At 63.3% G+C, this 24407-nt stretch carries 27 protein-coding genes; 10 read left to right on the top strand and 17 right to left on the bottom strand.

Annotated elements, in window-relative coordinates; genetic code table 11:
* Nucleotides 1-47 precede the first annotated feature (47 nt).
* The 3 genes from F3J45_RS10185 to F3J45_RS10175 all read left to right on the top strand — a co-directional run bounded on the left by F3J45_RS10185 (nucleotide 48) and on the right by F3J45_RS10175 (nucleotide 1611).
* A complete protein-coding gene (locus tag F3J45_RS10185) occupies nucleotides 48-563 on the top strand; it encodes a DUF3016 domain-containing protein (RefSeq protein WP_167061145.1) in 516 nt (171 codons plus the stop codon).
* A gap of 65 nt (nucleotides 564-628) precedes the next feature.
* A complete protein-coding gene (locus tag F3J45_RS10180; RefSeq protein WP_167061143.1) occupies nucleotides 629-1372 on the top strand; it encodes a carbon-nitrogen hydrolase family protein in 744 nt (247 codons plus the stop codon).
* On the top strand, nucleotides 1369-1611 hold the full coding sequence (locus F3J45_RS10175; protein ID WP_167061140.1) for a hypothetical protein: 243 nt from the start codon (nucleotides 1369-1371) through the stop codon (nucleotides 1609-1611). The genes F3J45_RS10180 and F3J45_RS10175 overlap by 4 nt, the downstream gene beginning before the upstream one ends.
* Before the next feature lie 341 nt (nucleotides 1612-1952).
* On the opposite strand, the gene F3J45_RS10170 is transcribed toward F3J45_RS10175, so the two are convergent.
* From F3J45_RS10170 to F3J45_RS10145, 6 genes are all read right to left on the bottom strand, one after another.
* The gene (locus tag F3J45_RS10170; protein ID WP_167061138.1) at nucleotides 1953-2453 is read right to left on the bottom strand and encodes a methylated-DNA--[protein]-cysteine S-methyltransferase; all 501 of its coding nucleotides are present in this window, start codon (nucleotides 2451-2453) and stop codon (nucleotides 1953-1955) included.
* Between the two features lie 84 nt (nucleotides 2454-2537).
* Nucleotides 2538-3326 carry a lipopolysaccharide biosynthesis protein gene (locus F3J45_RS10165; RefSeq protein WP_167061136.1) on the bottom strand — a complete coding sequence of 263 codons (789 nt, stop codon included), beginning with the start codon at nucleotides 3324-3326 and terminating at the stop codon, nucleotides 2538-2540.
* 140 nt (nucleotides 3327-3466) lie between these two features.
* The gene (locus F3J45_RS10160; RefSeq protein WP_205300465.1) at nucleotides 3467-3826 is read right to left on the bottom strand and encodes a hypothetical protein; all 360 of its coding nucleotides are present in this window, start codon (nucleotides 3824-3826) and stop codon (nucleotides 3467-3469) included.
* A 119-nt stretch (nucleotides 3827-3945) separates the two neighbouring features.
* Nucleotides 3946-4314, bottom strand: coding sequence for a hypothetical protein (locus tag F3J45_RS10155; RefSeq protein ID WP_167061134.1), 369 nt, complete (start codon nucleotides 4312-4314; stop codon nucleotides 3946-3948).
* Nucleotides 4315-4497: 183 nt separating this feature from the next.
* Complete coding sequence (locus F3J45_RS10150) at nucleotides 4498-4662, bottom strand: hypothetical protein (RefSeq protein ID WP_167061132.1); 165 nt, start codon at nucleotides 4660-4662, stop codon at nucleotides 4498-4500.
* 177 nt (nucleotides 4663-4839) lie between these two features.
* A complete protein-coding gene (locus F3J45_RS10145) occupies nucleotides 4840-4977 on the bottom strand; it encodes a hypothetical protein (protein ID WP_167061130.1) in 138 nt (45 codons plus the stop codon).
* A gap of 130 nt (nucleotides 4978-5107) precedes the next feature.
* On the opposite strand from F3J45_RS10145, the gene F3J45_RS10140 reads away from it, so the two are divergent.
* Nucleotides 5108-5344, top strand: coding sequence for a hypothetical protein (locus F3J45_RS10140; RefSeq protein ID WP_167061128.1), 237 nt, complete (start codon nucleotides 5108-5110; stop codon nucleotides 5342-5344).
* Nucleotides 5345-5369: 25 nt separating this feature from the next.
* On the opposite strand, the gene F3J45_RS10135 is transcribed toward F3J45_RS10140, so the two are convergent.
* The gene (locus tag F3J45_RS10135; protein WP_167061125.1) at nucleotides 5370-5699 is read right to left on the bottom strand and encodes a hypothetical protein; all 330 of its coding nucleotides are present in this window, start codon (nucleotides 5697-5699) and stop codon (nucleotides 5370-5372) included.
* 97 nt (nucleotides 5700-5796) lie between these two features.
* Nucleotides 5797-6096, bottom strand: a complete 300-nt coding sequence (locus tag F3J45_RS10130) for a hypothetical protein (protein ID WP_167061122.1) — start codon at nucleotides 6094-6096, stop codon at nucleotides 5797-5799.
* A gap of 372 nt (nucleotides 6097-6468) precedes the next feature.
* Between F3J45_RS10130 and F3J45_RS10125 the strand changes: the two genes are divergently transcribed.
* Nucleotides 6469-6651 carry a type II toxin-antitoxin system Phd/YefM family antitoxin gene (locus F3J45_RS10125; protein ID WP_167061119.1) on the top strand — a complete coding sequence of 61 codons (183 nt, stop codon included), beginning with the start codon at nucleotides 6469-6471 and terminating at the stop codon, nucleotides 6649-6651.
* A gap of 81 nt (nucleotides 6652-6732) precedes the next feature.
* Nucleotides 6733-7053, top strand: coding sequence for a hypothetical protein (locus tag F3J45_RS10120; RefSeq protein WP_167061117.1), 321 nt, complete (start codon nucleotides 6733-6735; stop codon nucleotides 7051-7053).
* Nucleotides 7054-7102: 49 nt separating this feature from the next.
* Here the strand turns inward: F3J45_RS10120 and F3J45_RS10115 are convergent, their stop codons facing one another.
* The 4 genes from F3J45_RS10115 to F3J45_RS10100 all read right to left on the bottom strand — a co-directional run bounded on the left by F3J45_RS10115 (nucleotide 7103) and on the right by F3J45_RS10100 (nucleotide 11299).
* Nucleotides 7103-8044 carry a p-hydroxyphenylacetate 3-hydroxylase reductase component gene (locus tag F3J45_RS10115; protein WP_167061114.1) on the bottom strand — a complete coding sequence of 314 codons (942 nt, stop codon included), beginning with the start codon at nucleotides 8042-8044 and terminating at the stop codon, nucleotides 7103-7105.
* A gap of 73 nt (nucleotides 8045-8117) precedes the next feature.
* A complete protein-coding gene (locus F3J45_RS10110) occupies nucleotides 8118-9287 on the bottom strand; it encodes a p-hydroxyphenylacetate 3-hydroxylase oxygenase component (RefSeq protein WP_167061111.1) in 1170 nt (389 codons plus the stop codon).
* Between the two features lie 177 nt (nucleotides 9288-9464).
* Nucleotides 9465-10070, bottom strand: coding sequence for a TetR/AcrR family transcriptional regulator (locus tag F3J45_RS10105; RefSeq protein WP_167061109.1), 606 nt, complete (start codon nucleotides 10068-10070; stop codon nucleotides 9465-9467).
* Between the two features lie 11 nt (nucleotides 10071-10081).
* Nucleotides 10082-11299, bottom strand: a complete 1218-nt coding sequence (locus tag F3J45_RS10100; protein ID WP_167061106.1) for a multidrug effflux MFS transporter — start codon at nucleotides 11297-11299, stop codon at nucleotides 10082-10084.
* Between the two features lie 247 nt (nucleotides 11300-11546).
* Between F3J45_RS10100 and F3J45_RS10095 the strand changes: the two genes are divergently transcribed.
* Genes F3J45_RS10095 through F3J45_RS29835 form a run of 3 tightly spaced genes read left to right on the top strand, consistent with a single transcriptional unit; the run spans nucleotide 11547 to nucleotide 14624 of the window.
* Complete coding sequence (locus tag F3J45_RS10095; RefSeq protein ID WP_205300464.1) at nucleotides 11547-11810, top strand: RNA polymerase sigma factor; 264 nt, start codon at nucleotides 11547-11549, stop codon at nucleotides 11808-11810.
* Nucleotides 11803-13026, top strand: a complete 1224-nt coding sequence (locus F3J45_RS29840) for a FecR domain-containing protein (protein ID WP_205300463.1) — start codon at nucleotides 11803-11805, stop codon at nucleotides 13024-13026. The genes F3J45_RS10095 and F3J45_RS29840 overlap by 8 nt, the downstream gene beginning before the upstream one ends.
* Nucleotides 12993-14624: a TonB-dependent siderophore receptor gene (locus F3J45_RS29835; RefSeq protein WP_205300462.1), complete on the top strand. Its 1632-nt coding sequence runs from the start codon at nucleotides 12993-12995 to the stop codon at nucleotides 14622-14624. The genes F3J45_RS29840 and F3J45_RS29835 overlap by 34 nt, the downstream gene beginning before the upstream one ends.
* Nucleotides 14625-14819: 195 nt before the next feature.
* On the opposite strand, the gene F3J45_RS10085 is transcribed toward F3J45_RS29835, so the two are convergent.
* Nucleotides 14820-16307, bottom strand: coding sequence for an aldehyde dehydrogenase family protein (locus F3J45_RS10085; protein WP_167061104.1), 1488 nt, complete (start codon nucleotides 16305-16307; stop codon nucleotides 14820-14822).
* A gap of 277 nt (nucleotides 16308-16584) precedes the next feature.
* Nucleotides 16585-17469 (bottom strand): transcriptional regulator FeaR, encoded by an 885-nt coding sequence (feaR, locus tag F3J45_RS10080; RefSeq protein ID WP_205300236.1) that lies wholly within the window; start codon nucleotides 17467-17469, stop codon nucleotides 16585-16587.
* A 261-nt stretch (nucleotides 17470-17730) separates the two neighbouring features.
* On the opposite strand from feaR, the gene F3J45_RS10075 reads away from it, so the two are divergent.
* Nucleotides 17731-19806: a methyl-accepting chemotaxis protein gene (locus F3J45_RS10075; protein ID WP_167061098.1), complete on the top strand. Its 2076-nt coding sequence runs from the start codon at nucleotides 17731-17733 to the stop codon at nucleotides 19804-19806.
* Nucleotides 19807-20150: 344 nt separating this feature from the next.
* Here the strand turns inward: F3J45_RS10075 and F3J45_RS10070 are convergent, their stop codons facing one another.
* Genes F3J45_RS10070 through F3J45_RS10060 form a run of 3 tightly spaced genes read right to left on the bottom strand, consistent with a single transcriptional unit; the run spans nucleotide 20151 to nucleotide 24305 of the window.
* The gene (locus F3J45_RS10070; RefSeq protein WP_167061096.1) at nucleotides 20151-21212 is read right to left on the bottom strand and encodes a lipocalin-like domain-containing protein; all 1062 of its coding nucleotides are present in this window, start codon (nucleotides 21210-21212) and stop codon (nucleotides 20151-20153) included.
* Nucleotides 21202-23649 (bottom strand): ABC transporter permease, encoded by a 2448-nt coding sequence (locus tag F3J45_RS10065; protein WP_167061093.1) that lies wholly within the window; start codon nucleotides 23647-23649, stop codon nucleotides 21202-21204. The genes F3J45_RS10070 and F3J45_RS10065 overlap by 11 nt, the downstream gene beginning before the upstream one ends.
* Nucleotides 23646-24305 carry an ABC transporter ATP-binding protein gene (locus F3J45_RS10060; protein ID WP_167061090.1) on the bottom strand — a complete coding sequence of 220 codons (660 nt, stop codon included), beginning with the start codon at nucleotides 24303-24305 and terminating at the stop codon, nucleotides 23646-23648. The genes F3J45_RS10065 and F3J45_RS10060 overlap by 4 nt, the downstream gene beginning before the upstream one ends.
* Nucleotides 24306-24407 lie beyond the last annotated feature (102 nt).

The raw sequence follows: 24407 nt of genomic DNA, 5'->3' as shown, positions 1-24407 counted from the left end.
ACAAGCGTAAAATGGAGGCACACGCAAGCCACCCTGGAGGCCGCATCATGCGTACCATTCTCGTATGTGCCGTGCTCATGGCGCTGTCTGCCAACAGCATGGCACAAGGCACCCCACCTGCGCAGGTCGAGGTGCGTTTCGACCACCCGGAAAAATTTCGCGACGCCAGCCTGAACAGCCCAGGCTATGAGCGCGGTGCCGATGATTACGTCATGAAGACCCTCGACCAGTATCTGCAAACGCTTGGCCAGCGCTATCTGCAGCCGGGCCAGCACCTGGTCGTCAACATCCGCGACATCGACCTGGCCGGGCGTTACGAGCCCTGGCACCGCGGTGCGAACGACGTCCGTTTCATGCGCGAGATTACCTGGCCAAGCATCGACCTGAACTACACCCTGAGCCAGCCCGGCCAGCCAGACCGCCAGGCCCAGGAGCGGGTCAGCGACAAGATGTACCTCAGCCGCCCGGGGCGCGCCAGCCACGGCAGCGACCGCCTGTACGCCGAGAAGGCCATGCTTGGTGACTGGTTCCGCCAGCGCTTCGCGGCGCAGCCAGCGTCCTGATTGATCCTCGGCGCGCTCTGGCAGTATGCTCGGCCCTTAGACTTGGTCCGGGGGAAGGACTCTCCATGAAACTCTGTGCTGTTCAACTGGCTTCGCGCAAGGGCGACTTCGAAGCCAACCTGGCCCGCCATCAACACTGTATCGAGCAGGCGGCGGCACAGGGTGCCGGGCTGGTGGTGTTTCCCGAACTGTCCCTGACCGGTTATGAGCCCACCCTGGCGCGCCAACTGGCCTTGCCAGTGAACACCCCGCGCCTTGCGCCGCTGCAGGCCCTGTGTGACCGCCTGGGTATCAGCGTGGCAGCGGGCCTGCCGCTGCCGAGCGCGAACGGGGTATTGATCGGCATGCCAATCCTGCGCCCCGGGCAGGCGCCACTGGCTTATGCCAAACAGCGCTTGCACGCTGACGAGCTGCCGTTCTTCGCCCCGGGCAAGCAGCCGTTCGTATTCGGTGGCGGCGAGCACCAGATTGCCCCGGCCATCTGCTATGAATCGATGTTCATCGAGCATGCCCTGCACGCCAGGGAGCTGGGCGCCGACCTGTACCTGGTCAGCGTGGCCAAGACGGCCAAAGGCGTGCGCGAAGGCTATGAGCACTACCCGCAGGTCGCCCGCAACCTGGGCATGCCGGTGCTGCTGGCCAACTGCGTAGGCCCGGCCGACACTTTCATCGGCGCAGGCGGGTCGGCGGCCTGGGACCGCCAGGGCAACTTGCTGGCGACACTGGATGAGCGCCAGGAAGGCCTGGTGATACTGGATACCGCGGCGCAAACGGCCAGCTGCAAGGTACTGGACCTGGGTCGCGTATGAAGTATCTGCTACTGACCTTGGGCAGTTTTGCCCTGACGTATTACCTGGTTGGCCTGTTGATTCAGGGGCGCCTGGCCGACCTGGCCGACGGGCTGCGCCACCAACCGGATGCGCCCTCGCCTGCCGAGTATCTTGACGCCATCAGGGCGCATGCTCGCAAGGCGCACTGGCAGTACACGCTGGCCGCTGGCACCGTGCTGGCGGTGCTGGTGTGCATGGTGGTGAGCTGGTTCAACTAAGGGCATCGGCCTGGGATTATTACCACCAGGCGCGCCGCGATCTCCCCTGTAGGAGCGAGCGCAGCTCGCGATGGGCTGCAAAGCAGCCCCGCCGTGAAGCTGAAACCCTGGGGCCGCTGCGCGCCCCATCGCGAGCTACGCTCGCTCCTACCAAGGCAGATCACAAATCCAGCGTGAGGCTTTGCCGGCCTTCCAAGGCCATTACCACCAGGCGCGCCGCGATCCCCCTGTAGGAGCGAGCGCAGCTCGCGATGGGCTGCAAAGCAGCCCCGCCGTGAAGCTGGAACCCTGGGGCCGCTGCGCGCCCCATCGCGAGCTACGCTCGCTCCTACCAAGGCAGATCACAAATCCAGCGTGAAGCTCTGCCGGCCTTCCAAGGCCAACAGGTACTGCTTGGCCGGCAAGCCTCCGGCAAACCCGGTCAGCCCGCCAGAGGCACCGATCACCCGGTGGCACGGCGCAATGATCGAGATGGGGTTACGCCCATTGGCGGCGCCTACGGCGCGCACGGCATTAGGGTTGCCAATCTGCCGGGCGATGTCGCTGTAGCTGCGCGTCTGGCCAAACGGGATGGTCAGCAAGGCTGACCACACCTGGCGCTGAAACTCGGTACCGGCGAAATCCAGCATCAGGTCGAACTGCTGACGCTTGCCGGCGAAGTATTCGCCCAGTTGACGGGCAGTTTCGCGCAGGGTCGGGTGTTGGTCATCCCGGTGCAGCTCCCCCAAACGCACGCGGTTTTCCCGCTCTTCTTGCCACAACACCGCCGCCAGCCGCTCGCCACGGGCGACCAGGGTCAAGGTGCCGACGGGGGATTGCATCAGGGTGAATGCGCAAGACATCGGGGAATTCCACTACAGGCCAAGGTCAGCGCACTGTAGCGCCGCAGGGTTGGCGGCGCATCCGCTTTCTTGCTGTTGTTGTTTTCAGGCAGCGATGCGACGGGCTTCATCCAGGCCGATCTTTGGGATCAACTGCTCGGGAATCCTCGACTGCTGCGACAGGTTGTAAACCCGAAACTGCTCGTTGACCACCTGCTCGGCCATCAGTGTCAGGGACGGCAGGATACGGCTGCCCCAGTGCTGATCGAGGCCGCAGGGAGACACCTGGGCGTTGCCATCTTCGTAGAACCGCCCTGCCCCCTGGTCAAGATCGACCCCCACCAACAGCACCTGCTCAAACCCCAGGTGATAGGCCAGTTGCAAGGCCACGAAGGCAACAGTGCGGGCATCGTAATAGCCGTTCGACATGTCCTTGCTGAACGCAATGGAACGCCCACGCTTGCTCCACAGCGCCCGGTTGCAGACGTGATGGCTGCCGCCCCCGCGCAGGCCATCCAGAACACCCGGGGTATCGGCCTTGTGCAAGGGGTAGCATTCGGTGCCACGGGGTATCGCGGCATCGGCGAACTGCTCGGGCCACAGGGCCAACCGCTGGCTCTGGCGCAAGGCAGTGGCGAATAGCTCGGGTTGCTGCTTGGGGAAGCTGGTGTCGGTGCACACGTAGAAAAACGGCCGAACACCGCAGGCGGCGGTCAGCGACACCGACCCATTCATGGCAATCACCGGCAGGTGGGCAAAATCACCCAACGGGAAATGCCGGGCTGAAGCACCCGACGCAAGAATCACCACGGGGCCTTTCTGGGTATTGCGACACGCCTCGAAACTGGAGAACGCCCCGCGTTCAGCACTGGGCTGCGACGGAAGTGTGTTCATCGATTGCTATCGGTAATGAGTGTTCAGAACAAAGTAACCAGCCTTTGGACAAGGCGTAGACAACTTTTACTTAACTTTACTCAATCCGACTGCATCGTCAGGTTTCGTACTGGCTAGCCGCCAGCACCCTTACCCAGCCTTCAATCGAGGCATTCCCGGGCGGCCATGCGCAATGTGTCTCCACTGAGGAAGCTGCCCCGGTAGAAGGTGGCACGGCTGCCCTTATGGAATTCCACAACCTCCAGTACCACATCAGAGGTCACCGCGCTGGGGGCGGTCAGGCGGTAACCGTGGGCAATCGATTTCTGCGTGGTTTGCGGTGCAATGGCCTGCCACTTGGGCAATACGCACGCGGCATATTCACTGGGCGATTTGGCTGTTTCCTTGCTGGCAGTCGGTTTACCAGGATTTGCACACGCCGCGAGGCTTGCGGCAAAAACAGCATAGAAGAAAATACGAAGAATTGGCATTTGCAATAAACCATCAGTGGCGTGGTGCATGTTAACGGTACTTGAAAAAAAGCACTAACCCACCAAAGTCTTGCAAGGGTTTCCCCTATGAAAAGCCCGCGTTCGGGCGCGGGCTTTTGGGCCAACGTCATGTTCCAAGTTGCGCCAGATCAGGCCTTGGAACACATCAGCGCAGCATCGAGCAATCGCCCATGGTCATACCAGGCATCACGCTGATAAGCCGTGAACTGATGCTGCGTGCCCGTACCGCGAACTTCGACCAGGCCGTTGGCTTTATCAGGGTCGGTGCTGTCGACGAACAACCTCACCGCGCCGGCATCATCCACTTCATAGACCTTGGCATTGCCAGGTAACTCGCCTTTTACGCAACCCAAATAAGCGGGCGCGCTTCTTTCGGTTATTCCGGATGTAGAATCATGGCCATCACGCACATCCGGGTTCTGCGCGCACCCTGACAACAACAGGGTGGCAAACGCTGACAGCATGATTGCACCTGCAACCGATCTTGAACTTTTCACGCGACACGCTCCTGCTGCCCCCTTCATCAAGGTTGGAAAGCGAAGCCCGATGCCCTTTTTTGTTATGGGTGTTCTGTCACCTTAGTATCGCTGGATAATGGCAGAACGGTATTCTCGTTTTTCATAATAGAAGAGCCCGCTTGCGCGGGCTCCCGTTGATATATGCGTGCAGCAAGGGCCGAATTAACGCGGGCCGCCGCCATGCATGCCACCCATGCCCATGCCAGGGCCGCCATGGCCACCACCGTGCCCGCCGCCACCGCCGGGTGGCATGAACATCCAGCAACCCGAAAGCGCAGAAATCAGGGTAGCGACTACTGCGGCGCGCAAAACGTGATTCAACTTCATTACAACACTCCGAAAACAGGATCTGATGCCCGCCTGACGCTTGGCCGGGCAGCGAGGCGATTGTAGAGGCCGCCTTCATCCGTTCGGGTGAGCTTTTCCAATTCTTTACAGTTTGTACAGGGTGCGCCACCCTTCCGGCACACCCTGTTAGCAGACCGACTTCAAGCCGTCCAGGCTTCACCAGCGGCGATAGTCCTGCCCATGGTGATCATCGTAATAGTGCCGGTGGTGCCAGCCATCATGCCAATACGGCCAACATCCACTGAGCAGCAACACGCCAGACAAGATAACAACCCAAGCGGCTTTACGTTTCATGTGAGTACCTCCGGCCAGGCGAAGCGTGGCCCTGCGTATCATTTGACTGCGCAGAAATGGGAGGTTCATGGAACTCATGGGTGCCCGTGAAGTTTCATGTAGGAGAACCCCACGCCATCGGAGGTAACGCATGTCGATTCGCAGCCTGGCCAGAAACCTTCCAGCAGACCCCGACAAACCAGGCTGGGTACTCGGTTGGGGAGTGCTCAGGGACCGCCACCCCTGGCACTTTGTGGATGTCTATGTCGACCAGAAGACCGCCCTGGCCGAGGCGCAACGGCGCGGTGAGGGCTATGTCGTCGAATACGGCACGCACCGCCTAGGCTCGGATGCGTTCATTTGCGGTGTAACACCGCCTGAAGGATGAGATACCAGGGCTGCCTTGCAGCCCCTTACTTGTAGAGCCGCGAGCCTTTCCTTGGCAGCCGTTCAGGCCTTTTGTCCGCAGGCGGCGCAAAGGTCGTGCCTACCCATGCCTGAGCACGCTGCAGGGCCCACGCCATGGCAGCCGACAGTGTTTGCCCATCGCATTGCGGATAATGCTCTTCGAGCAGCATCACACCCTTGTCGCCATAAATGCCGAAGAACAACTGGGTGATGTTCTGTGGTGAGAGCCGCACCTGAATATTAATCAATTTACCGCAGGGCAGGCGTTCGTCGTAGTTGCGAAAATGCAACGCCGGGTCGGCCCAGTCCCAATAAAGCTTGCCGCGAGCGCGCATGGCTGGACCTTCAACAAGTGGAAGAGGTTTGACTGTCCGGTCAGCGTACAGGAAAAAAGCCAAATAACCAGCGTCAAAATACCTTCGCCACAAACTTTTACATCTCGTGGGAAAACCGCCCGGCTGCCGGGCCACAGTCCCTGGCCACCTGCTTCGCACGCGCCACACCCCAGGCCAATGCAGTTGTCATGGACTCCCCCGGCCTCGACTCGAAGGACTCTTCAAGCAGTGCCATGCCGGCAGGCGCGTAGACGCCTATGAACATCTGGGTAGTACCTGTTCGCGACAGGCGTACCTGAACATCGATGAATGTTCCATCGCCAAGCGTTTCGTCATGAGTGCGGTGATGCAGGGTTGGATCAGCCCATGTCCAGAAGACATCACCACGAATTCTCATTCCACTCTCCTACGACTTTAGTATTAATCAAACGCTTAACTGCCACCATAGCGGGCGTGGCTGGATGCGCAAATCAATGCCATCGAAGGATTAAAAGAGTCGGACCGACGGTTGGATCCATTTAACAAAACGCGGCCGGCAGGGTGCTTGCGGATTCACCGTTAGCTGGCGCGAGCGCTAGCCCGTAGGCATAACCGTTGCGCCAAGCACCGCTAAACTGAAAAATCTATGCCTTGGTGGCCAAGATATCAGCAACATTAGAAAGCACATTTCTCCTCGCGCGCATCATCATATTGCAGAGCCTGCCGCCCTACCTCGGCGCCATGCCTACGGGTGTTATCCCACCCTTGAATCTCCCAAAAGGAATCTATCGTGCACCAGGTGAAATACGACCTCCCCGAGGCCCAGACAAGCCTTGAGTTCATTCTTGAACAAGTGATCTACGGAACGGAGGTGGTGATTGTGCGCAACGGTATCGAAATTGCGCGGCTCACCGCGGTGGAGGGGTTGAACAACCGTGCAACCACAGTAATGGCGGCCCCCTACGAACAATGACGCCTGTTTCGCCAGCAGATAACGCAAACCCTCAAGGTCAGCTAAAATTCTGCTGAGTACAAACACCATGAGATGAACATCATGCTAAAACAAGAAGCGGATGAGGTGATTGAGCGCATAAGGGACGACCTGAAGCGACATGGCGTACTGATTGGCTATGACACCGAGTTTACCGGCGCTGAATTCGGCTGCGACCTGGACTATCAGGAGGCTCAGGTCAGAGACGACCCGGAAAAGCGCGTCATGTGCATCGTGATACATGACGAAGGCTTGTGGGCTCAGCTTCGACAGGGGTCTGTCCATCGCTGCGTGGTCAGTGAGTGTGGCGGGAAGCTTTTCGGTATGCCGGTCACCATAGAGCCGAGAACCGATGAGTCCTACACCATTGAGTACAGGCGCTAGGTTTAGGCCGGGTAGTCTGCTTGGCGCACTACCCGGCTGAACCCGTTTATCAGCCGCGAATAACGGCCTTCAATACCTCTTTGAACGTCTCGACCTGTTCCTTGCTGAACTGACCAAACACTTTCTCTTGCTGCTCAGCGGCAATGGTCCACAGCGCTTCTGTGTCATCGACACCTTTGACCGTCAACCGAACACATTCGCCAAAATCCTCCACCAGGCCTTTGCGCTTCAAGTTCGCCACGGCTTCCTCGATCTCCCGGGCAGGCATCGCAACTTCCCGCTGCAGGTCGGCAAGGCCCAGGCCTGCGTCGTTCTCAAGCACCATCAGCATGCGCGCCTCACTGGTGCGCAGGCCGGTCGACAGTTGGCGCGGCTGGTAACTGGCCTGGTAGGCACGCAGCGCTTGGGTCATCAGGTAATAAAGGTTGTGGCTCAACCGGCCCTGGAAGTGGCTACTGGGCGCCTGGCCTTCTTCGCGCTTGGTCATGCGCGTGTGCGGCAGCACCATCGAATAGGCGCCCTGGTGATAGAGCAGCGGCGCGCGGCCAAGGTCGTCGAACGCCACCACCTTGCCCACCAAAATCCAGTGATCGCCACCATCGAGTTGCTGGTACTTCTCACAATGGAACCGCGCAGCGCAATCTTCCAGCACCGGTGCCCCGCCAGCGCCTGCTTCATGGGCGATGCCTGCGAAGCGGTCATCCCGGGGCCGGGCGAAATTGTTGGACACGTCGATCTGGTCGGCTGCCAGCACGTTGACCGCAAAATGCGACGCGGCTTCAAATACCTCATGGCTGGTCGAGCGCTTGTCGATGCTCCACAGGATCAAGGGCGGATCCAGCGATACCGAGTTGAAGCTGTTGGCCGTCACGCCCACCTGGCGCCCGTCTGCGTCGCGGGCCGTGACAACGGTCACCCCAGTGGCGAAGTTACCCAGGGCGCGGCGGAATGCGCGCGCATCGAATTCAAGTGCTTGGCTTTCAGTAGACATGCAAGACTCCCAAGCAAGCCACCCAGGGCTTGCTCTGATTGTTTTTATCGGCAGTTGGGGCGTTGAAGGGTATTCAGACCATCGCAGGGTCGGGCTCCAGGCCCATCAGTTCACGGCCAAGAATCTGTGCGCAAACGTCGTAATCGGAATAGGCATGGGCGCCGGTCATGTGGGCGTCGCGGAACAGGCGCTGCAGTTCATTGCTTTCGAACCAGGCACCACCGCCCGCCGCTTCCATCAACCGGTCTACCGCCTGGATGCACATCTTGGTGGCGTAGCCCTGGTTGGTGCGCCAGAACGCCAGTGTGCCGCGGCTAGGGTACTCATGACGCTCACTGTGTTCGGCGATCTCGTTCCAGCTTTTCTCAAGCAGCGCCCGTGCCGCTGCCACCTGGTGCGTGGATTCTGCCAGGCGCATCAGTGCCGGGGTCGCCGCGCCAACCGCCGCGCCGGTGTAGGCGCGAACACGGTTCTTGGTCTTCTCGCGGAACACGTCGAGCATGCGCTCGGCAACGCCCAGGCTGATGGTGGAGAAGCCACTGGCGAAGTACGGGCGGTAAGGTGCATAGAAAATCTTGCTGTCCGGGTAGAGGCCGAAGCCTGCGGACTTACCTTCCATCATGTCCTTGGCTTTCTGGATACGGTGCTCAGGAACGAAGGCATTTTCAACTATCAGCGTCTTGCTGCCGCTGCCGCGCATGCCAATGGCGAACCAGTCGTCACGGATCTGGTAGTCACTGCGCGGAAGGATGGCGAAGCAGTAGTCCTGGGTGCCTTCGGCATTTTTGCGGCGGAACCCCAGAATGGCCCACTCGGCGTGGTCACACCCCGAGCTCCAGCCCATTTCACCACTGAAGGTCACCCCACCCGGCACTTCCTCCGTGCGCCCAAACGGCGCGATGCTGCTGCTGGCAGTTGCGTCGGGGTCGCGGCCCCACACTTCCTCCTGAAGCTTGGCCGGGAACATCGCCATCTGGTGGGAGTGGGTGCACAGCAGGCTCATGGCCCAGGCAGTGCTGGCACAGGAACCGGCAAGCACGGCGATGCACTGGGCAAACTCAGGCAATGAAATCTCCATGCCGCCGAATTTTTTCGGCAAGAAGGCGCGGTGCATGCCAATGCCCTTGAGCAGGGCGATGTTCTCGGCCGGCACGCTACGGTCTTTTTCCGCCTGCGTGGCATTGGCTGCAATGGCAGGCAGCACAGCCTTCAGGTCTTCAAGCAGCGGGTTGGACTTTTTCATGGATGGTCTCTTTATTATTGGAGAATTCGTTCCAGGCGCCTGATCGCCTCACCCTGTTTGCCAGGGGCCGATCAGCCAGCCGTGTACTTGATGACCCATCCAGTATGTGAGCGCGGCCCCGCCGCTGAAATGCACGTTACGAGCGGAAAATTGTACTTTCCATGAGGTCCCTTTCCATCACACCAACTGCGCTGTTGCCGCGTTCATCGCCCAGCGATACAAGCCGGTAAAGGCGTCAAGGCGACGGCGGTAGCCTTCGTCGTTCCCGTAGATCAGCTCAACCGTCAAGCTGTCGATGACCGCCATGTAGGCATCCACCAGCCAGGCGTCCAGTTCAGGCGCAAGCCGCTGCTGCCCCACCACGCGCGCTTCGGTGAAACAGCCTCGCAGCACCTCCAGGTAGCCATCGAAGCCGGACATCACGGTGGTTCTCAGCGCATGGGGCGGGTAGAACGCCGCCCTCAATAAAAAGCGCAGCGAGTCGTTTTGCGTGTAGCGATCGCGCAGCTCGAACCAGTACCCCTCACCGGGCACACTGTTCACTTGCGGGGCCTTGGAAAAATGCGTGCGCACATAGGTGATTTCCGCTTCCAGGGCCATCTCAAGCGCGGTGACGTACAGCGCATCCTTGCTGGGAAAATGGGCGTACAGCGAGGCTTTCTTCAGGCCCGCCAACACCGCGATGTCATTCATGGAGGCCGCGTCATAGCCATGTTCGGCAAAATGGTTGAGCGCCAGATGGGCGATCCGGTCAGCCGCTGCGCTCAAATCTTTCAAAGCCATGCTTCCTCCACTCAATGTTCAGCAAGATTGTAAGTGTCTGCATCCGAAGCCGGTACGCTGACTTTGGTAAGCACGCACACCACCACCGCGCTGGCCGCCAGCAATGCCGCCCACGCCACCGGGCCCTGTTGCACGATCAGGCCGGCAAGCGGTGTGGCCGTGGAGGACAAAGACAGCTGGAATGCCCCCAGCAAGGCTGCGGTTGAACCCAGCGCCGTGTCCTGCGATGACATCACCAGGGACATCAGCGTGGACTCGGCGATACCCAGGCCGAACAGCGCGATAGCCATCCCGGCCACAACCCCCACCAGGCCCACCCCAGTGGCCGTGCACACCAGCGAAACCGTTGCACCGAGGGCCATGCAGAGCACGCCCAGCATCGACAGCTTGCCAAGGCCAAGGCGGCTCACCATTTTACCCGCGACCATGGCGCCCAGAATGATGGTGATACCCGTAGCACCGAACAGCAGCCCGAATTGCTGGGCAGTCAGACCGTAGCTTTCCTGGTAAACCAACGTCGCACCGCCGATGTAGGCAAACAGGAAGAAGAACACCCCCGACACCGCCAGGGCTGGCAGCAGAAATGCCCGGTCCCTGGCAATCGCCAGGTAGGTTCTGCAGGCCGCGCCAACGCTCAATGCCACGCGCTTACCAGGCGCCAGCGTCTCTGCAAGTGCAACCCAGCTGTTGAGCAGAACGATGATCCCCAGGGCAGCCAGTACCAGCATCACCGCCCGCCAACCGAAGTGCGTGTCGATGAAGCCACCCGCCGCCGGGGCCAGGATCGGGGCAACGCCCTCGATGGTCATCAACATGGCAAACAGTTTGGCGGCGGCAACGCCCGTGCTGATATCGCGCACCATGCTCATGATGACCACCAGGGTCAGTGCGCTGCCCAGGCCCTGCACGAACCTGAACCCGATCAGCATGTCCAGCGACGGCGCCCAGGCGGCGCCGAAGGCGCACAAGGTGAACAGTGCCAGCCCGACCAGCAGCGGCCGGCGCCGGCCGTAAGCATCGACCACAGGCCCGAACACCAGTTGCCCTGCGCCCATGGCCAACAGGAAGAACGTCAGGGTCAGTTGCACACTGGCAAAGCTCGTATCAAATTCACGTGCAATCTCTGGGAGGCTCGACAGGTACATGTCGACGGCCGATGGCCCCAGGGCACCGATCAATCCCAACGCTACCGCGATGCGAACTGGCACGCGGGTGGTGACTTCACTCATGACAACGCCTCTAAGAAACAAATCGTAAATCTATGATTTAACTAATAACCCTGTAGGAGCGGGCTTGCCCCGCGAACACCGGCGCAGCCGGTGCCATGCACCGCGTCGCCTGCTTCGCGGGGCAAGCCCGCTCCTACAAGGAAGCAAACCTACCGACCGGTCGGTAGAGTTCGTGGGCGATGCTATTTACAGCCAAGTCAAGAGTCAAGAAGCCCAAACTAGGAATGCCCCAGCATTTTGTAACGGAATGAGAGAAGTTTGCTGCCCGCCGCCGGGGGGACGTGCCAGGCATGAAGAAATCCTGCAGGCCATCGAACTGCTGGAACGTATCGACCAGGCCCTTTCACGCATGAAACCCAGGGTGCGAGAAACCTTCATCCTGCGCCACCTTGACGGCTTGGCCCAGGATGACATCGCCCGCCACCACGGCATCTCGGTGAGGACCGTACAGGCCGACCTGGTCGAAGCCATGCTGGCGTGCGACGCTGCAATGGCGGTGAACGGTGGCTGAGCACACGGCCCATTCAGCCCTGCGCGAGGCCGCGCAATGGCTGGTGCTGCTCGACAACCAGGCCGACGCGCAATTACAGGCGCAATTCCAGGCCTGGGTGAACGCAGCCCCTGAACATGCCGCCGCGGTGGCTCGCCTGCAGGGCCGCATGGGAGCATTGCAGCAACTCCCCGGCCAAGCGGCAGGCAAGGCCCTGCGCCGCGCACCACGGGCGCCCAGGCTTAGCGGCGTGCAGGCCCTGGCCTTGGTGCTGGCACTGGTTCCAGCGGCGTGGCTCACCACCACGGGCTGGCAACAGGGGTATTGGCTGGCGGACCTGAGTACCTCCGGGGGCAGCTGGCTTGACCGCCGGCTGGATGACAACAGCCAGATCCACCTGGACGGGGGCTCGGCGGTGAACGTGCGCTTCGACGCACGCGAGCGAAGAATCGAATTGCTGCGTGGCGAAGTGCTGGTCGATGTGGCCAAGGACCCGCGCCCGTTCCTGGTGGTCACAGCCCACGGCAGTGTCCGCGCCCTTGGTACGCGCTTTACGGTGGAACGCCAGGGCGACACCACGCAAGTGACCATGATCGAATCGACCACCGCCATCAGCAGTGCAGGCCGCGCGTTGAACCTGACCGCCAACCAGCGTGTGCGCCTTGACGCAACAGGCCCAGGCGAGGTTGAGCAGGTGCAGGCAGGCACCCTTGAGCAGGCCTGGCACCAACACCAGTTGCTGGCAGAGGACCAGCCGCTGAGCGAGGTGCTGACCCGCCTGTCGAGGCACTACCCTGGCCTGCTGTGGATCGATCACGGCGCCCTGGCCGAGCAACGGGTGCAGCGCTATGACATCGCGGCAGGCCCCCTGGGAGAAGTCCTGAGCCACTACGCCCAAGCCAGCGCCGCCCCGATTTCGTTTCAGTCCAGCCAAGTGCAAGGGCTGACCAGCCCCGGTGTGCGGGGTAGCTTCACCACCGAAGCCGGTTTTGCCCAGGTACTGGCGGGCTCGGGGTTGGTGGCAATACCGACTGACGACGGTTACCAGCTCCGGCAGCGCAGCAGGCGCAACCACCGAAGGCACCGGGTCGTACACCACGGGGTCGACCAATACGGCGACCAAGCTCGCCCTGAGCCTGCGCGAAATACCGCAGTCGGTAACGGTGATAAGGCACGGGCAACCCGTCAGCGGCGATCAACCTGGTGCGCAAGCGCCCGACTCAGGACTTTCGCCTAGGGGCGGAACTCGGTGCGGGCTCCTGGGACAACTACCGCAGCCAGGTCGACATTTCCGGGCCATTGACCGCCACCGGCAACCTGCGCGGCCGCGCCGTGGCCTACTACAACAATGCCAACAGCTACCGCGACGGCGCCGAGCGGGACAACCAGTTGCTGTACCTGGTCGGGGAAGCGGACCTCACCGATTCCACCGTGCTGACCCTCGGCGCCACGGTGCAGAAAGACAATCAGAACGGCTACGACTGGGGTGGCTTGAACACTCGCAGCAACGGCGCCTTCTACCCCTTGTCCCGCTCCACCAACCTCAACGGTAAATGGGCCCACCTGGACCGCAACAACTACACGCTGTTCGGCGATGTGACCCAGCGTTTTGACAACGAGTGGAAGCTGACCCTGGCCATGAACGCGATCTGGTCGAACGCCGACTTCCTGTCCGCGTACCCAAGCCGGGTATCGGGCGACAACTATCGCATGACCGTCTCCCAGGCCGACTACGAGGACACCCAATACGCCCTGGAACTCTACGCCACCGGGCCCTTCGAGCTGTTCGAGCGCAAGCATCAACTGATGCTGGGGGCCAACAGCCGCCAGGACGAGTTCGACGCGGTAATCAAGAGCGCCACCAACAACCCGACGATCACCATCACCGGCTTCGACTACAGCGCCCTGCCCGCCCCGATCCTCAACGCGATTGGCGCGGACTACAACTACACGCGCAAGGAACGCGGCCTCTATGGTGCCACGCGCTTGAGCCTCACCGATGACCTGAGCCTGATCCTCGGCACGCGGGTGAGTTGGTCGGACTACAAAGTGGCCAGCCCCTACACCAATGACCAATACCGGGAAAATGGCCGGCTGGTGCCCTATGCCGGGGTGGTACTGGACCTGGACAAGCACCACACTTGGTATGCCAGCTATACCGAGATCTACAAGACGCAAAGTTACTACGGTGTCGGCAACACCTTGCTTGACCCGATCGAAGGCGAAAACTACGAGACCGGGATCAAGGGTGAATACTTCGATGGCCGCCTGAACACGTCGCTGGCCATTTTCCAGACCGACCTGGAAAACATGCCCGAGGCACTGTCGGTGTCGCCCACCTGCGGCGTGACGGGCACCAGCAAGTGCTATGAAGCCGGCGCAAAAGTGCGCAACCGCGGCTTCGAACTGGAGATTTCCGGCGAACCCCTGGAGAACTGGAACGTCAGCGCCGGGTACACCTACAGCGATCCCGAGTATGTGGCCGGCAGCAGCAAGGGCTCGGACTACTACCGCAAGATCCCCCGCCGCCTGCTCAAGGTGTCGACGGACTACCGTTTGCCCGGTGCCCTGGACCAATGGCGCGTGGGCGGCGATGTGTATGCCCAGAGCCGCACCGCAGCCGATGTCAGCGGGTACACGATCAAGCAAGGCGGCTACGCCTTGCTCAACCTGCATGCCCATTATCAGATCAACCAGCAGTTCAGCGTGCAGTACAACCTCAACAACGTGCTGGACAAGGTCTACTACCAGTCCCTGCCCACCTCCAACAACTTTGGTGGCCTGTACTTCGGTGACCCGCGTAACTTCGCAGTCACCTTACGCTACCAATACTGAACGCCATATTTTGCGCCGCTCCCCCCGCCCTCGTAGGAGCGAGCGCAGCTCGCGATGGGCTGCAAGGCAGCCCCGGCATCCTGTGCCGCAAAGCCGAAAACCCGGGGCCGCTACGCGCCCCATCGCGAGCTATCGCTCGCTCCTACCCTATCTCTGGAGGGGCTGCCATCTGCGTGCAGGTGCCTCACCAGAGGCTTAGAAGCGCATCATCACCGACTTGAGCTCGGTATAGTCGTCAATGAACGCACTGCCGAACTCCCGCCCGATGCCCGAGCCCTTGACCCCACCAAATGGCACCGCCGGGTCGAGGAAGGTGTGCATGTTGACCCACACCGTGCCCGCCTCGATACGCGGAATCAGGCGCATGGCCTTGGCCAGGTCGTTGGTCCACACACTGGCGCCAAGGCCGAACGGCGAATCGTTCATCAGCCGCACCAGTTCATCCTCGTCGTCGAATGGCAGCACGGTGACGATTGGGCCGAAGGTTTCTTCCTGCAGGAACGGGTCGTGCTCGTCCAACGCCTTGAGCAAGGTCGGCTGCACGAAGTAGCCCGGCCCCGGCAGCGGCTGGCCACCGCAGATCACCTGGCCGCGCGCATTGGCCTGGGCGAAGAAGCCAAGGATCTTGTCATGGTGCGCCTTGTTGGCCAACGGCCCGAACTGGGCCGCCTCGTCCAGCGCACCACCCACCTTCAGCGCGCCCAGGCGCTCGGCCAGCCTGGCGCAGATCGCGTCGACTTTGCTGCGGTGGATGTACAACCGCTCAGGGGCCGCGCACACCTGCCCCTGGTGGACATAGGCAGTTTGCAGAATGCCCTCGACCGCCGCATCGACATCCACGTCGGCCAGGAATGCCGCCGGGTTCTTGCCACCCAGCTCCAGGGTGACCCGGGTCAGGTTGGCGCAGAGCGCAGCCTTGCCCACCGCCACTCCAGTGGGCACGGAACCGGTGAACGAGACTTTGGCGATGCCGTCGTGGCCAATCAGTTGCTGGCCAATGCGCCCGCTGCCATTGACGATATTCAGGGCGCCTGCCGGAATGCCGGCCTGCACCGCCAGCTCGGCAATGCGCAGCAGCGACAAGGGCGTGAACTCGCTGGGCTTGAGCACGATGGTACAGCCGCAGGTCAAGGCCGAGGCGATCTTCCAGATACCGATCATCAGCGAGAAATTCCACGGGGTGATACCCGCGACCACCCCCACCGCTTCACGCCGGGTGAACGCCGCATACTGCTCGCCCTGGAACGAGGGCAGCGACGGGGTCATGGTCTGCCCGTGGATCTTGGTCGCCCAGCCTGCGAAATAGCGCAGGAACACCACGCTCTGGGGCACTTCCAGCTGCCGGGTCAGGTGAATCGACTTGCCCGAGCTCAGCGACTCCAGTTGCGCCAGTTCCTCACCATGGGCCTCGATCAGGTCGGCCAGGCGGTTCAGTGCCACGCCGCGCAGGTAAGGCGTGGTGCTGCCCCAGTCGCCTTGGAAACAGTTGCGCGCCGCATCGATTGCCCGCTCCACCAGTGCCTCGCTGGCGTGGGATACCTGGGTCAATACTGCAGCGGTTGAGGGGTTGAACACGTCGAAGCGCTCGGCGCCGGCCTCGCTGACCGGGTGGCCGTCGACGAAACTGCCGGGGTTGCTGTCGAGAAAACGCTGCACGCTGGCAAGCAGGGGAATGTCGCTCATGCCATCAGCCCTCGAACTCGCCCAAGCCGCAGAAATCCGCGGTACATTTCTTCAGCACACCCTCGATATCGTGGGCTTGGCAGCTTGCCTGCAATTGCTGGACGACGTGTGCGACAGACATGTCAAATCTCCTGTGACCGTTACGGTAGTGGGCGTTGTTGCCCCAGGCCTTGAGTCTGCAACAACGCCCCTGACCGTTCAGGTTCACCCCTGCCACATTTTGGCTCGTGCCTGCCAGCGCCAGGCATGCAACGCCGGCAAGGCGGTCAGCCCTCGCCTACTGCCCCTGGCTGCGATAGCTGCGCGGTGTTACCCCCAGTTGTTTCTTGAAGGTTTTGGAGAAATGCGCAGAGTCGGCAAACCCCCAGCGGGTGCCGATGTCGGTGATCGAGCGATGGCCATAGGCTGGGTTGCGCAAATCCTGGGCGGCCTTGAGCAGGCGCTCGCGCAGGATGTAACGGCACACGCTGTCGCCGCTGGCCTCGAACAGGCGGTACAGCTGGCGGCTGGAAATACCCAGCTCCTGCGCCAATGCGGCCGGGGTCAGGCGCGCTGAGTCCAGGCGCTGCAGAATCAGCGATTGCACCTCGTGCAGGTACAGCCCGGGTGAGCTGTCGCGTGCCCGGTACTCCAGCACCGAGCCTAGCAGCCCCAGCAGCGCGGCCTGCAGGCCATCGCCGTCTTCGGCGCAGGCCCACTGCTCAAGCTCGCCCTCGGCCACCTGGCGCACCATACTGGCAAGCAACTGCCCGCACGCACCGGCGGTGGAAAGCTTGCCGAAACGGCTCTGGTCACAGTTTTTCAGGCGCTCGCGCGGCAGGTGGATGGACACGTGCGAGAACAGCCCGCGCGGGACCATCTTCATGGCCTGCGCCGAGTCGAGCAGTGCCATGTCGCCCTCGCGCAGGTCCATCACCTGGTCGCCCAGTTCGATGGACATTTCCCCGTGGTGTTGTAACACAAGGAAACAATGTGGGTCGTTGTCCCGCCCCGCCTCACGCCCTGAGCGAGCGATCGCATTGGCATTGCTGCGGATGTGCGCCACCCGCGTACTGCCTAACAATGCGGGCCGAAAATCCCCGATGAAAAGGCTCTGGCAGTGGTCATAGCGGGTTTCGAAGCGCCCGCAAATGGCGTGGACACTCTCATTCCAGACAGACATTGCATGACCGCTCATGAATCACCTCTATCGAAAACACGCGCCACAATAGTGCAGTATTCACGTGATTTTGGGTAACAAAAACCCGGTTGCACGATGGGCAAGCACATACCGCGCCACTTTGCTCGGCGGTGAATTTGTCCGAGCCTGCCGTACCCTTGTGCCGGCTTGCCAAAGGCACCTGCAGTGATGGGGTTTGTCGCCCGGCCCCGGTAGCCTGCGACAACGCCCGGCACTGCATAAAACAAGAAAGGAACCTCGCCTTTGAGCATTCAGAACAAGATCATCCTGCTGGCCAGCGCCTGCCTGGTCACGGTCGTCGGCCTGTTGGCAGGGCTTTCACTGGAACAACGGCGCGATGACGCGCAAACCATCGTCGACACCTCCAGCGCCCTGCTGCGTGCAGCCGCCCAAGACAACCTGCACGCTGAAGGCCAGGCCCAAGCACTGCACCTGCAGCAACGCTTCGGGCAGGCCTACGAGTTCGCCCAAGGCATGGCCCGGCAAGTACTGCACCTGCGCACCCAGGCCGGTTCCGACCTTGCGGCCTCCCGGCAACTGCGCCAGACCCTGGCCCAGGTACTGCGCGAGGCGATTGGCGAGCGCCACGACCTGCTCGGCCTGTTCGTCGCCTTCGACCGTAATGCCCTGGACGGGCACGACGCCGCCTTCGTCGACCAGCCTGCCCTGGGCAGCAACGACAGCGGCCGCTTCACCCTCTACTGGCTCCAACCGCAACCCGGCCAGTTCCAGGCAGTGCCAGGCACCGAGGCGCTACTGGCCAACGGTACGCCTGGGCCGACCGGTGCGCCCTTCAATGCCTTCTTCACCTGTTCACGGCAAAGTGCCCGGCCCTGTGTGCTGGAGCCGTATCTGGACGACTCCAGTGGCACGCCACACCTGGTCACCAGCGTTACCGTGCCACTGATCGTCGAAGGCCGGGTGCTCGGCGTGCTGGGGCTGGACATCAGCCTGGATGCGCTGCAGGACACGGCCAGCGCGGCAAGCGCCGCGCTCTACCAGGGCCAGGGCGCGCTGTCGGTCATCAGCCCCACCGGCGTTGTGGCAGCCGACAGCGCCAACCCGCAACGGCTGGGCAAGGCCGCGCACGATCAGGCGGTTGCCGATGCCGCGCAACTGGCCGTGCAGGTGCCCATCCAGCCGATCGCCGATGCCCAGCCCTGGCACGTTCAGGTCAGCGTACCCCGCCGGGTGCTGGAAGCGCCGGTGCTGGCAATGCAGCAGATGCAGGCGCAACAGGTGCGCAGCCTGGCCAGCGAAGTTGCCCTGGGCCTGCTGTTGGCGGTGGTCGGTATCGTGATGATGGCCTGGGCCGCGCGCAGCGTCACCCGGCCGATCCTGCACGTAGCCGCCCTGCTCGACGACATCGCCGATGGAGAAGGCGACCTTACCCGGCGCCTGGCTTACCCGCGCCGCGATGAACTGGGCCGCCTGAGCGCTGCCTTCGACCGCTTTCTCGACCGCCTGCAGCCGGTGATTGCCCAGGTGCAGCAGGCGGTGCACGAAACGCACGGCTCCGCCGACCAGTCCCAGCGCATCGCCAGCCGCACCAGCCAGGGCATGCGGCAGCAGGTGGAGGAAATCGAGCAGATGGCAACCGCCCTGCACGAAATGTCTGCCACCGCCCAAGCCGCCGCCCACAGTGCGGCCCAGGCCGCTGATGCCGCTCGCCATGCCGAACGCGCCACCGGCAACGGCGTGCAGGTGATCGAACGCTCCACCCAAGGCATTGGCGAACTGGCCGCTGGCATGGGCGATGCCATGCAGCGCCTGCAGGCACTGGCGGCCAGCAGCGAGCAGATTGGCTCGGTGCTTGACGTGATCCTCGCCATCGCCCGGCAAACCAACCTGTTGGCGCTCAACGCGGCCATCGAGGCCGCGCGCGCAGGTGATGCCGGGCGCGGCTTCGCGGTGGTGGCCGACGAAGTGCGCGGGCTGGCCCAGCGCACCCAGGCATCGGTGGAAGAAATTGCGGTGGTGATCGACAACCTGCGCGAAGGCACCCGTGATGTCACCGCCGCCATGCAGCACAGCAACAGCCAGGCCCACCACAATGTCGAACAGACCCGCCAAGCCCTGGTGGTGCTGGAAGAGATTCGCCAGGCCGTGGGCATCATCACCGACATGAACGTGCAGATCGCCTGCGCAGCCGAAGAGCAGAGCAGCGTTGCCGAAGAGATCAACCGCAATGTCGAGGCAGTGCGCACGGTCGTTACCACGCTGTCGGGCCAGGCCGAGCAATCATCGGCCATCAGCCAGCAACTCAATGGATTGGCCATGCGGCAACAAGGCTTGATCCAGCGCTTCAAGGCCTTGTAGGAGATAACCCAGCCCTCGCGGGCTGCGCTGTCGCGCAGGGAACCGTGCCAGCAGCCGCGCCGCAATGCGTGGGTGCCCAAAAATGCGATACGCGAACACCGGCGCTTGACCTACACCACAACCCTGGGCTGCCGATCAAGCGCCCATCTCCAGGCCAGCGCCGCCCCGGTAGGAGCGAGCGCAGCTCGCGATGGGGCGCGCAGCGGCCCCAAGGTTTCAGCCTCGCGGCTCATAGTGCTGGGGCTGCTTTGCAGCCCATCGCGAGCTGCGCTCGCTCCTACAGGATTCACCGTTAAATCAGATAGTTACGATTTTTTCCATAGGAGCGGGATCACGGTGCGGGCTTAGTACCCCGTCATCTCCAGGTAGCCCCGCCCCTGCCCACCGCCACTCACCCGCACCGGCCCCTCCCAGTAGGGAAACCGCGTGCCCATCCAGGCCTTGCCCTGCACGGCATCAACCTGCACATCCACCTGCACCGCCGGCACCTGTACCCGCCACCGGGTCGGCACCTGCTTGCCGTTGTCTTGCCGGGTCCATGCCAATGGCGTCAGTTGCACCTCACCACCCTGCAGCGCCCGCACCTGCCCCTGGGGCCCCACCCAGGTACCGGCCCGGTAAGGGGTGCCCTGGTCTTCGCGCACCTGGAACAGCATCAACTTGGCGCCGCTTTCCAGGTGCAGGGAAAACCAGTCCCAACCGCGTTGCCCAGCCGCCAGGGGCTGGCTGCTCCATTCCCGGTCCAGCCAGGCTTGGCCAGTGACCGGTATGCGCTGGCCATCCCGCTCCACCTCACCGCTGACACGGTAGAACGGCTGGCTGTAGTAATACGACGCCTGCCCCTTGCCGGACTTCTCGCTATACCCCTGGGCGCCATGCAACACCAGCGGCCTGCCACTGGCCAACGTCAGCGCGTAGCGAAAGCCCTGGCCGCTGGCAGCCATGCGCAGGTGGTCGAGGTTTTCGCCCTGTAACGACCAGTCGTCGATCCAGGCGCGAAACGGCTGGGCCTCGACGCCTGCCTGGCCAATGCCACCACGGGCCAGGCGCTCGCCCACCTGGTGCCCGCCGGGCCCGGTGAGCGCTGCGTGGCCCATCCACAGGTTGGGGCTGTTCCAGCCGGCAGTGTCCGGCCCAGGGCGCAAGGCGGAACGGAACAACGTCCATTGCACACCCCAGTCGCGCCCCTGGGCATCCTGCAGGTTGGCCGTGACGTACCACCACTCGATGCGAAAACCGTCATGGGCGCCATGGTCGCGGGGGAATGCCAGCGCCACGCCGGGCGTCACCGCTTTGAACGCCGCCGCTTCGGCGCCAAGCCCGGCGTAACCCTTGGGCGGCGGCGCAGGCGCGTCGCAGCCGACCAGCAGCAGGCAGGCCAACAGGCAGCAGGCTTCAGCTTTCATCGGCGAACCTGCGCAGCAAGTCGGCCGGCTGGCGCTGCGCCAGTTGCCACAACGGCCAGGCGCTGGCCAGCAGGCTGGTGAGCAGGCCAAGCAACGCCAGTTGTACCAATTGGCCGGCAAACACCTGCCACGGCAGGCGCCAGCCAAACGCCTGCACGTTCACTACCGCCACCAGGCACCACGCCAGTAGCAGGCCCAGTGGCAACGCCAGGGCCACGGTAAAGCCACTGAGCATCAGCGTCTGCCCCAGGCTCAGCCATGCCAGCCGGTGCCTGGGCACGCCCAGTGCCCACAACGGCGCCAGCTGGCCCAGGCGGCGCTGGCCGAGGGTCAGCTGGCCGATGAACAGCGCCACCCCGGCCACGCCAAGGGTCAGGCTGTTGAGCGCGGCGGTAACCGCGAAGGTGCGGTTGAACACCTGGGTAGACCAGGCCTTGAGGCTGGCCTGCTCCACCACCTGGCGGTCATCGAGGCCGAAGCGCTGGCGCAATTCGGTAGCCACTGTCGACGCCTGGCCAGGCTGTAGCATCAGGCTCAGGCCCGTGAGGCTTGCACCCGGCGCGTGCGCGCGCAGCCAGCTGGCATTGACCAGCACATGGCCCTTGGGGTTGCCGTAGTCGGCATAGATGCCCACCACGGGCAGCGCCTGGGGCGGCTCGCTCGGCAGTTGCAGGGTGTCGCCCAGGGCCAGCCCCAGGCGCCGCGCCAGCTGCTCGCTGAGCATCGCCCCCTGGCCTTCGGCCAATTGCTCCCAGGCGTTGGGCGCTTGCGCCAGCAGGGGCCAATGGCTGCGGTAGAAGCCATCATCGACCACCCCTTGAACTTGCACCGGCCAACGCTGCAGGCGCCATTCCACCCGCCAGGCAGGCAACAGCGCACGCACCGCCGGGTTGGCCTGCAAGTCGCTCAGCATCTGCTGGCCCTGGGCGCTGTCGCGGGGCGAGATATACAGGTCTGCGGCCAGCCGCTGGTCCAGCCAGCCGACAAAGGTGCGGCGAAAACCCTCGGTCATGCCGCCCACGCCAACGCTGGCCGCCATCGCCAGCAGCAAGGCCATCAGCGCCAGGCTCAGCGCAGGCAATTGCTGGCGGCTGTCGGCCACGAACCACTGTGCCAAAGGCCGCCGGCAATGGCGCGAAAGGCCCGCAAGCAACCCCGCCAGCGCCGTCGGCAACAGCAGCGCAGCCCCCAGCAGCAGGGTCGCCAGCAGCATGAACGCAGTGGCCAGGTTGCTGCCCCCATAGCCGCATGCAAGGGCCGCTGCCAGCAACAACACGCCGGCCAGCGCCTGGCGCCTCAACCAGGGCACCTGGGCCAGGCGCCAGGCCTGGGGTTGTGCCAGGGCAAGCAGCGGCAACCGTGCCGCACGCAATACGCTGTCCAAGCCGGCCAGCAGCGCGCCCAGCAGGCTGACGCCGATGCCGGCTAGCCACCAGTACAGCGGCAAGTGCAATTGCCCGGCCACTTGGGCGCCATACAACCCGCGCAGGCTGGAGGCGAAGTTGGGCAGCAGCGATGCCGCCAGCAAGTAACCCAGCACCACCCCCGCAATGCCACCGGCCAGGGCGAACAGACCAAGCTCCAGGGCCAGCGCGGTCAGCAGCACCTTCAGGCTAAGGCCACAGGCGCGCAAGGTGCGGATCAGGCCTCGGCGCTGCTCCAGGGCCAGGCCAATCGCGGCATGGGCAATGAACAGCCCCACCACGAAGGCCAGCAGGCCAAGGGCGGTGAGGTTGAGGTGGAAGCTCTCGGTCAGGCGTTGCAGGTCGGTGTCATCTTCCGCGGGCTGTACCTTCAGGCGACCGGCCAATGCCTGTGGCAGTGGCCGGTCACTGTCGCCCAACAACCGCGACAACTGCCCCGGTGCCTCCAGCAATGTTTGCGCCTGGCCGATGTCGACCAGCACAACACCGGGCGCCAAGTGCTCGTTCAAGACCAGCGGCGGCAGCGCCTTACCCGCAGCCGTGTGGGCATCATGCCCCAGCTGGCGCAAGGTATCAGGCCCCACCCAGGCCTGCCCGGGCGCCTCGATAAAGGCCTGCAGGTCGAAGCCGGCCGGGTCGGCGCCTGCTACCGCCATGCCCGGTGGCAGGCTCAAAGGCTCGATGCCGATCAGCCGCACGCTGGCCTCCTGCTCGCCAACCAACTGCAGCTGACCTTCCAGCACCGGCGTCACTTGCCAACCCTGCCTGCGCAGTTGCACGTACAGCGCCTGGTCGAAACGCTGGCCATCGCGGGCCACGATCTGCGCCTGCATCGGCCCGGCCAGCACCGCGCGGGCCTGGGCATAGTCACTGCGGGCCTGGGTGTTGAGCGCCTGCACGCCAGTCCACAGGGCCGTGGCCAGCCACAGGCCGGTGAAGATGGCAACGCACTGCAGGCGGTGGCGGCGCCAATGGCTGGTCAGGGCCTGCAAGGCAATGGTCAGCGGGCTCATGGCACCTGCACCCGGCCTTGGTGCAGCACGCAGCGCTGCTGCAGGCAAGCGGCCAGGCGCGGGCTGTGGGTGACCATCAGCACGCTGCTGCCCGCCTCGCCCACCAACTGCAGCAGCAGCGCCAATACCTCGTCGCTGCTGGCCTCGTCCAGGCTGCCGGTGGGCTCGTCGGCCAGCACCAAGGCGGGCCGGCTGGCCAGCGCCCGGCCAATGGCAACCCGTTGCTGCTGGCCGCCGGACAATTGCTCCGGGTAGCGCTCAAGCAGGCCGGCCAGCCCAAGGCGTTCGGCCAGGTAGGCCACCCAGTGTGGGTCGTGGCGCCCGGCCAGCCGAGCCTGGAAGGCCAGGTTGGCGGCCACATCCAGGCTGCTGATGAGGTTGTATTGCTGGAATACCAGGCCAATGCCCTCGCGCCGCCAGCGGGCCAGGGCGTTTTCACCATAGGTGTCGAGGGGTTCGCCGTCGATCAGGATGCGCCCACCATCGGCGCGGTCAAGGCCCGCCAGCAGGTGCAGCAAGGTGCTTTTACCGCTGCCGGACTCGCCCATCAGCGCCAGGCTGGCGCCGCGGGCCAGGGCCAGGTCGACACCCCGCAGGACCTGGAGCGGGCCTTGGGCAGTGGGGAAGGTTTTTTGCAGTTGCTCGACGACCAGCATGGGGGTTGGTTACCTGTGGGGCGGTAACGACAGATCAGCATGATTGGCCCGGGGCGGCAAGGGTAAGGTTCAAGGAGGGAACATTGCCTGCAGCCGCGCCGC

Source organism: Pantoea sp. Ap-967 (assembly GCF_011752565.1).
Lineage (GTDB): Bacteria > Pseudomonadota > Gammaproteobacteria > Pseudomonadales > Pseudomonadaceae > Aquipseudomonas.
The sequence above is the reverse complement of the archived record's forward strand: the minus strand, read 5'-3'. Positions and strand labels throughout refer to the sequence as shown.

Coding starts and splice junctions, on each gene's coding strand:
- F3J45_RS10105 (WP_167061109.1), bottom strand. CDS start 10,070: ATGGCTTTGAAAGATTTGAGCGCAGCGGCTGACCGGATCGCCCATCTG.
- F3J45_RS10145 (WP_167061130.1), bottom strand. CDS start 4,977: ATGAAACGTAAAGCCGCTTGGGTTGTTATCTTGTCTGGCGTGTTGCTG.
- feaR (WP_205300236.1), bottom strand. CDS start 17,469: ATGTCTGTCTGGAATGAGAGTGTCCACGCCATTTGCGGGCGCTTCGAA.
- F3J45_RS10185 (WP_167061145.1), top strand. CDS start 48: ATGCGTACCATTCTCGTATGTGCCGTGCTCATGGCGCTGTCTGCCAAC.
- F3J45_RS10060 (WP_167061090.1), bottom strand. CDS start 24,305: ATGCTGGTCGTCGAGCAACTGCAAAAAACCTTCCCCACTGCCCAAGGC.
- F3J45_RS10085 (WP_167061104.1), bottom strand. CDS start 16,307: ATGAGCGACATTCCCCTGCTTGCCAGCGTGCAGCGTTTTCTCGACAGC.
- F3J45_RS10165 (WP_167061136.1), bottom strand. CDS start 3,326: ATGAACACACTTCCGTCGCAGCCCAGTGCTGAACGCGGGGCGTTCTCC.
- F3J45_RS10115 (WP_167061114.1), bottom strand. CDS start 8,044: ATGTCTACTGAAAGCCAAGCACTTGAATTCGATGCGCGCGCATTCCGC.
- F3J45_RS10140 (WP_167061128.1), top strand. CDS start 5,108: ATGTCGATTCGCAGCCTGGCCAGAAACCTTCCAGCAGACCCCGACAAA.
- F3J45_RS10170 (WP_167061138.1), bottom strand. CDS start 2,453: ATGTCTTGCGCATTCACCCTGATGCAATCCCCCGTCGGCACCTTGACC.
- F3J45_RS10120 (WP_167061117.1), top strand. CDS start 6,733: ATGCTAAAACAAGAAGCGGATGAGGTGATTGAGCGCATAAGGGACGAC.
- F3J45_RS10070 (WP_167061096.1), bottom strand. CDS start 21,212: ATGAAAGCTGAAGCCTGCTGCCTGTTGGCCTGCCTGCTGCTGGTCGGC.
- F3J45_RS10100 (WP_167061106.1), bottom strand. CDS start 11,299: ATGAGTGAAGTCACCACCCGCGTGCCAGTTCGCATCGCGGTAGCGTTG.
- F3J45_RS10110 (WP_167061111.1), bottom strand. CDS start 9,287: ATGAAAAAGTCCAACCCGCTGCTTGAAGACCTGAAGGCTGTGCTGCCT.
- F3J45_RS10130 (WP_167061122.1), bottom strand. CDS start 6,096: ATGAGAATTCGTGGTGATGTCTTCTGGACATGGGCTGATCCAACCCTG.
- F3J45_RS10065 (WP_167061093.1), bottom strand. CDS start 23,649: ATGAGCCCGCTGACCATTGCCTTGCAGGCCCTGACCAGCCATTGGCGC.
- F3J45_RS10135 (WP_167061125.1), bottom strand. CDS start 5,699: ATGCGCGCTCGCGGCAAGCTTTATTGGGACTGGGCCGACCCGGCGTTG.
- F3J45_RS10180 (WP_167061143.1), top strand. CDS start 629: ATGAAACTCTGTGCTGTTCAACTGGCTTCGCGCAAGGGCGACTTCGAA.
- F3J45_RS10095 (WP_205300464.1), top strand. CDS start 11,547: ATGAGAGAAGTTTGCTGCCCGCCGCCGGGGGGACGTGCCAGGCATGAA.
- F3J45_RS10150 (WP_167061132.1), bottom strand. CDS start 4,662: ATGAAGTTGAATCACGTTTTGCGCGCCGCAGTAGTCGCTACCCTGATT.
- F3J45_RS10160 (WP_205300465.1), bottom strand. CDS start 3,826: ATGCACCACGCCACTGATGGTTTATTGCAAATGCCAATTCTTCGTATT.
- F3J45_RS10175 (WP_167061140.1), top strand. CDS start 1,369: ATGAAGTATCTGCTACTGACCTTGGGCAGTTTTGCCCTGACGTATTAC.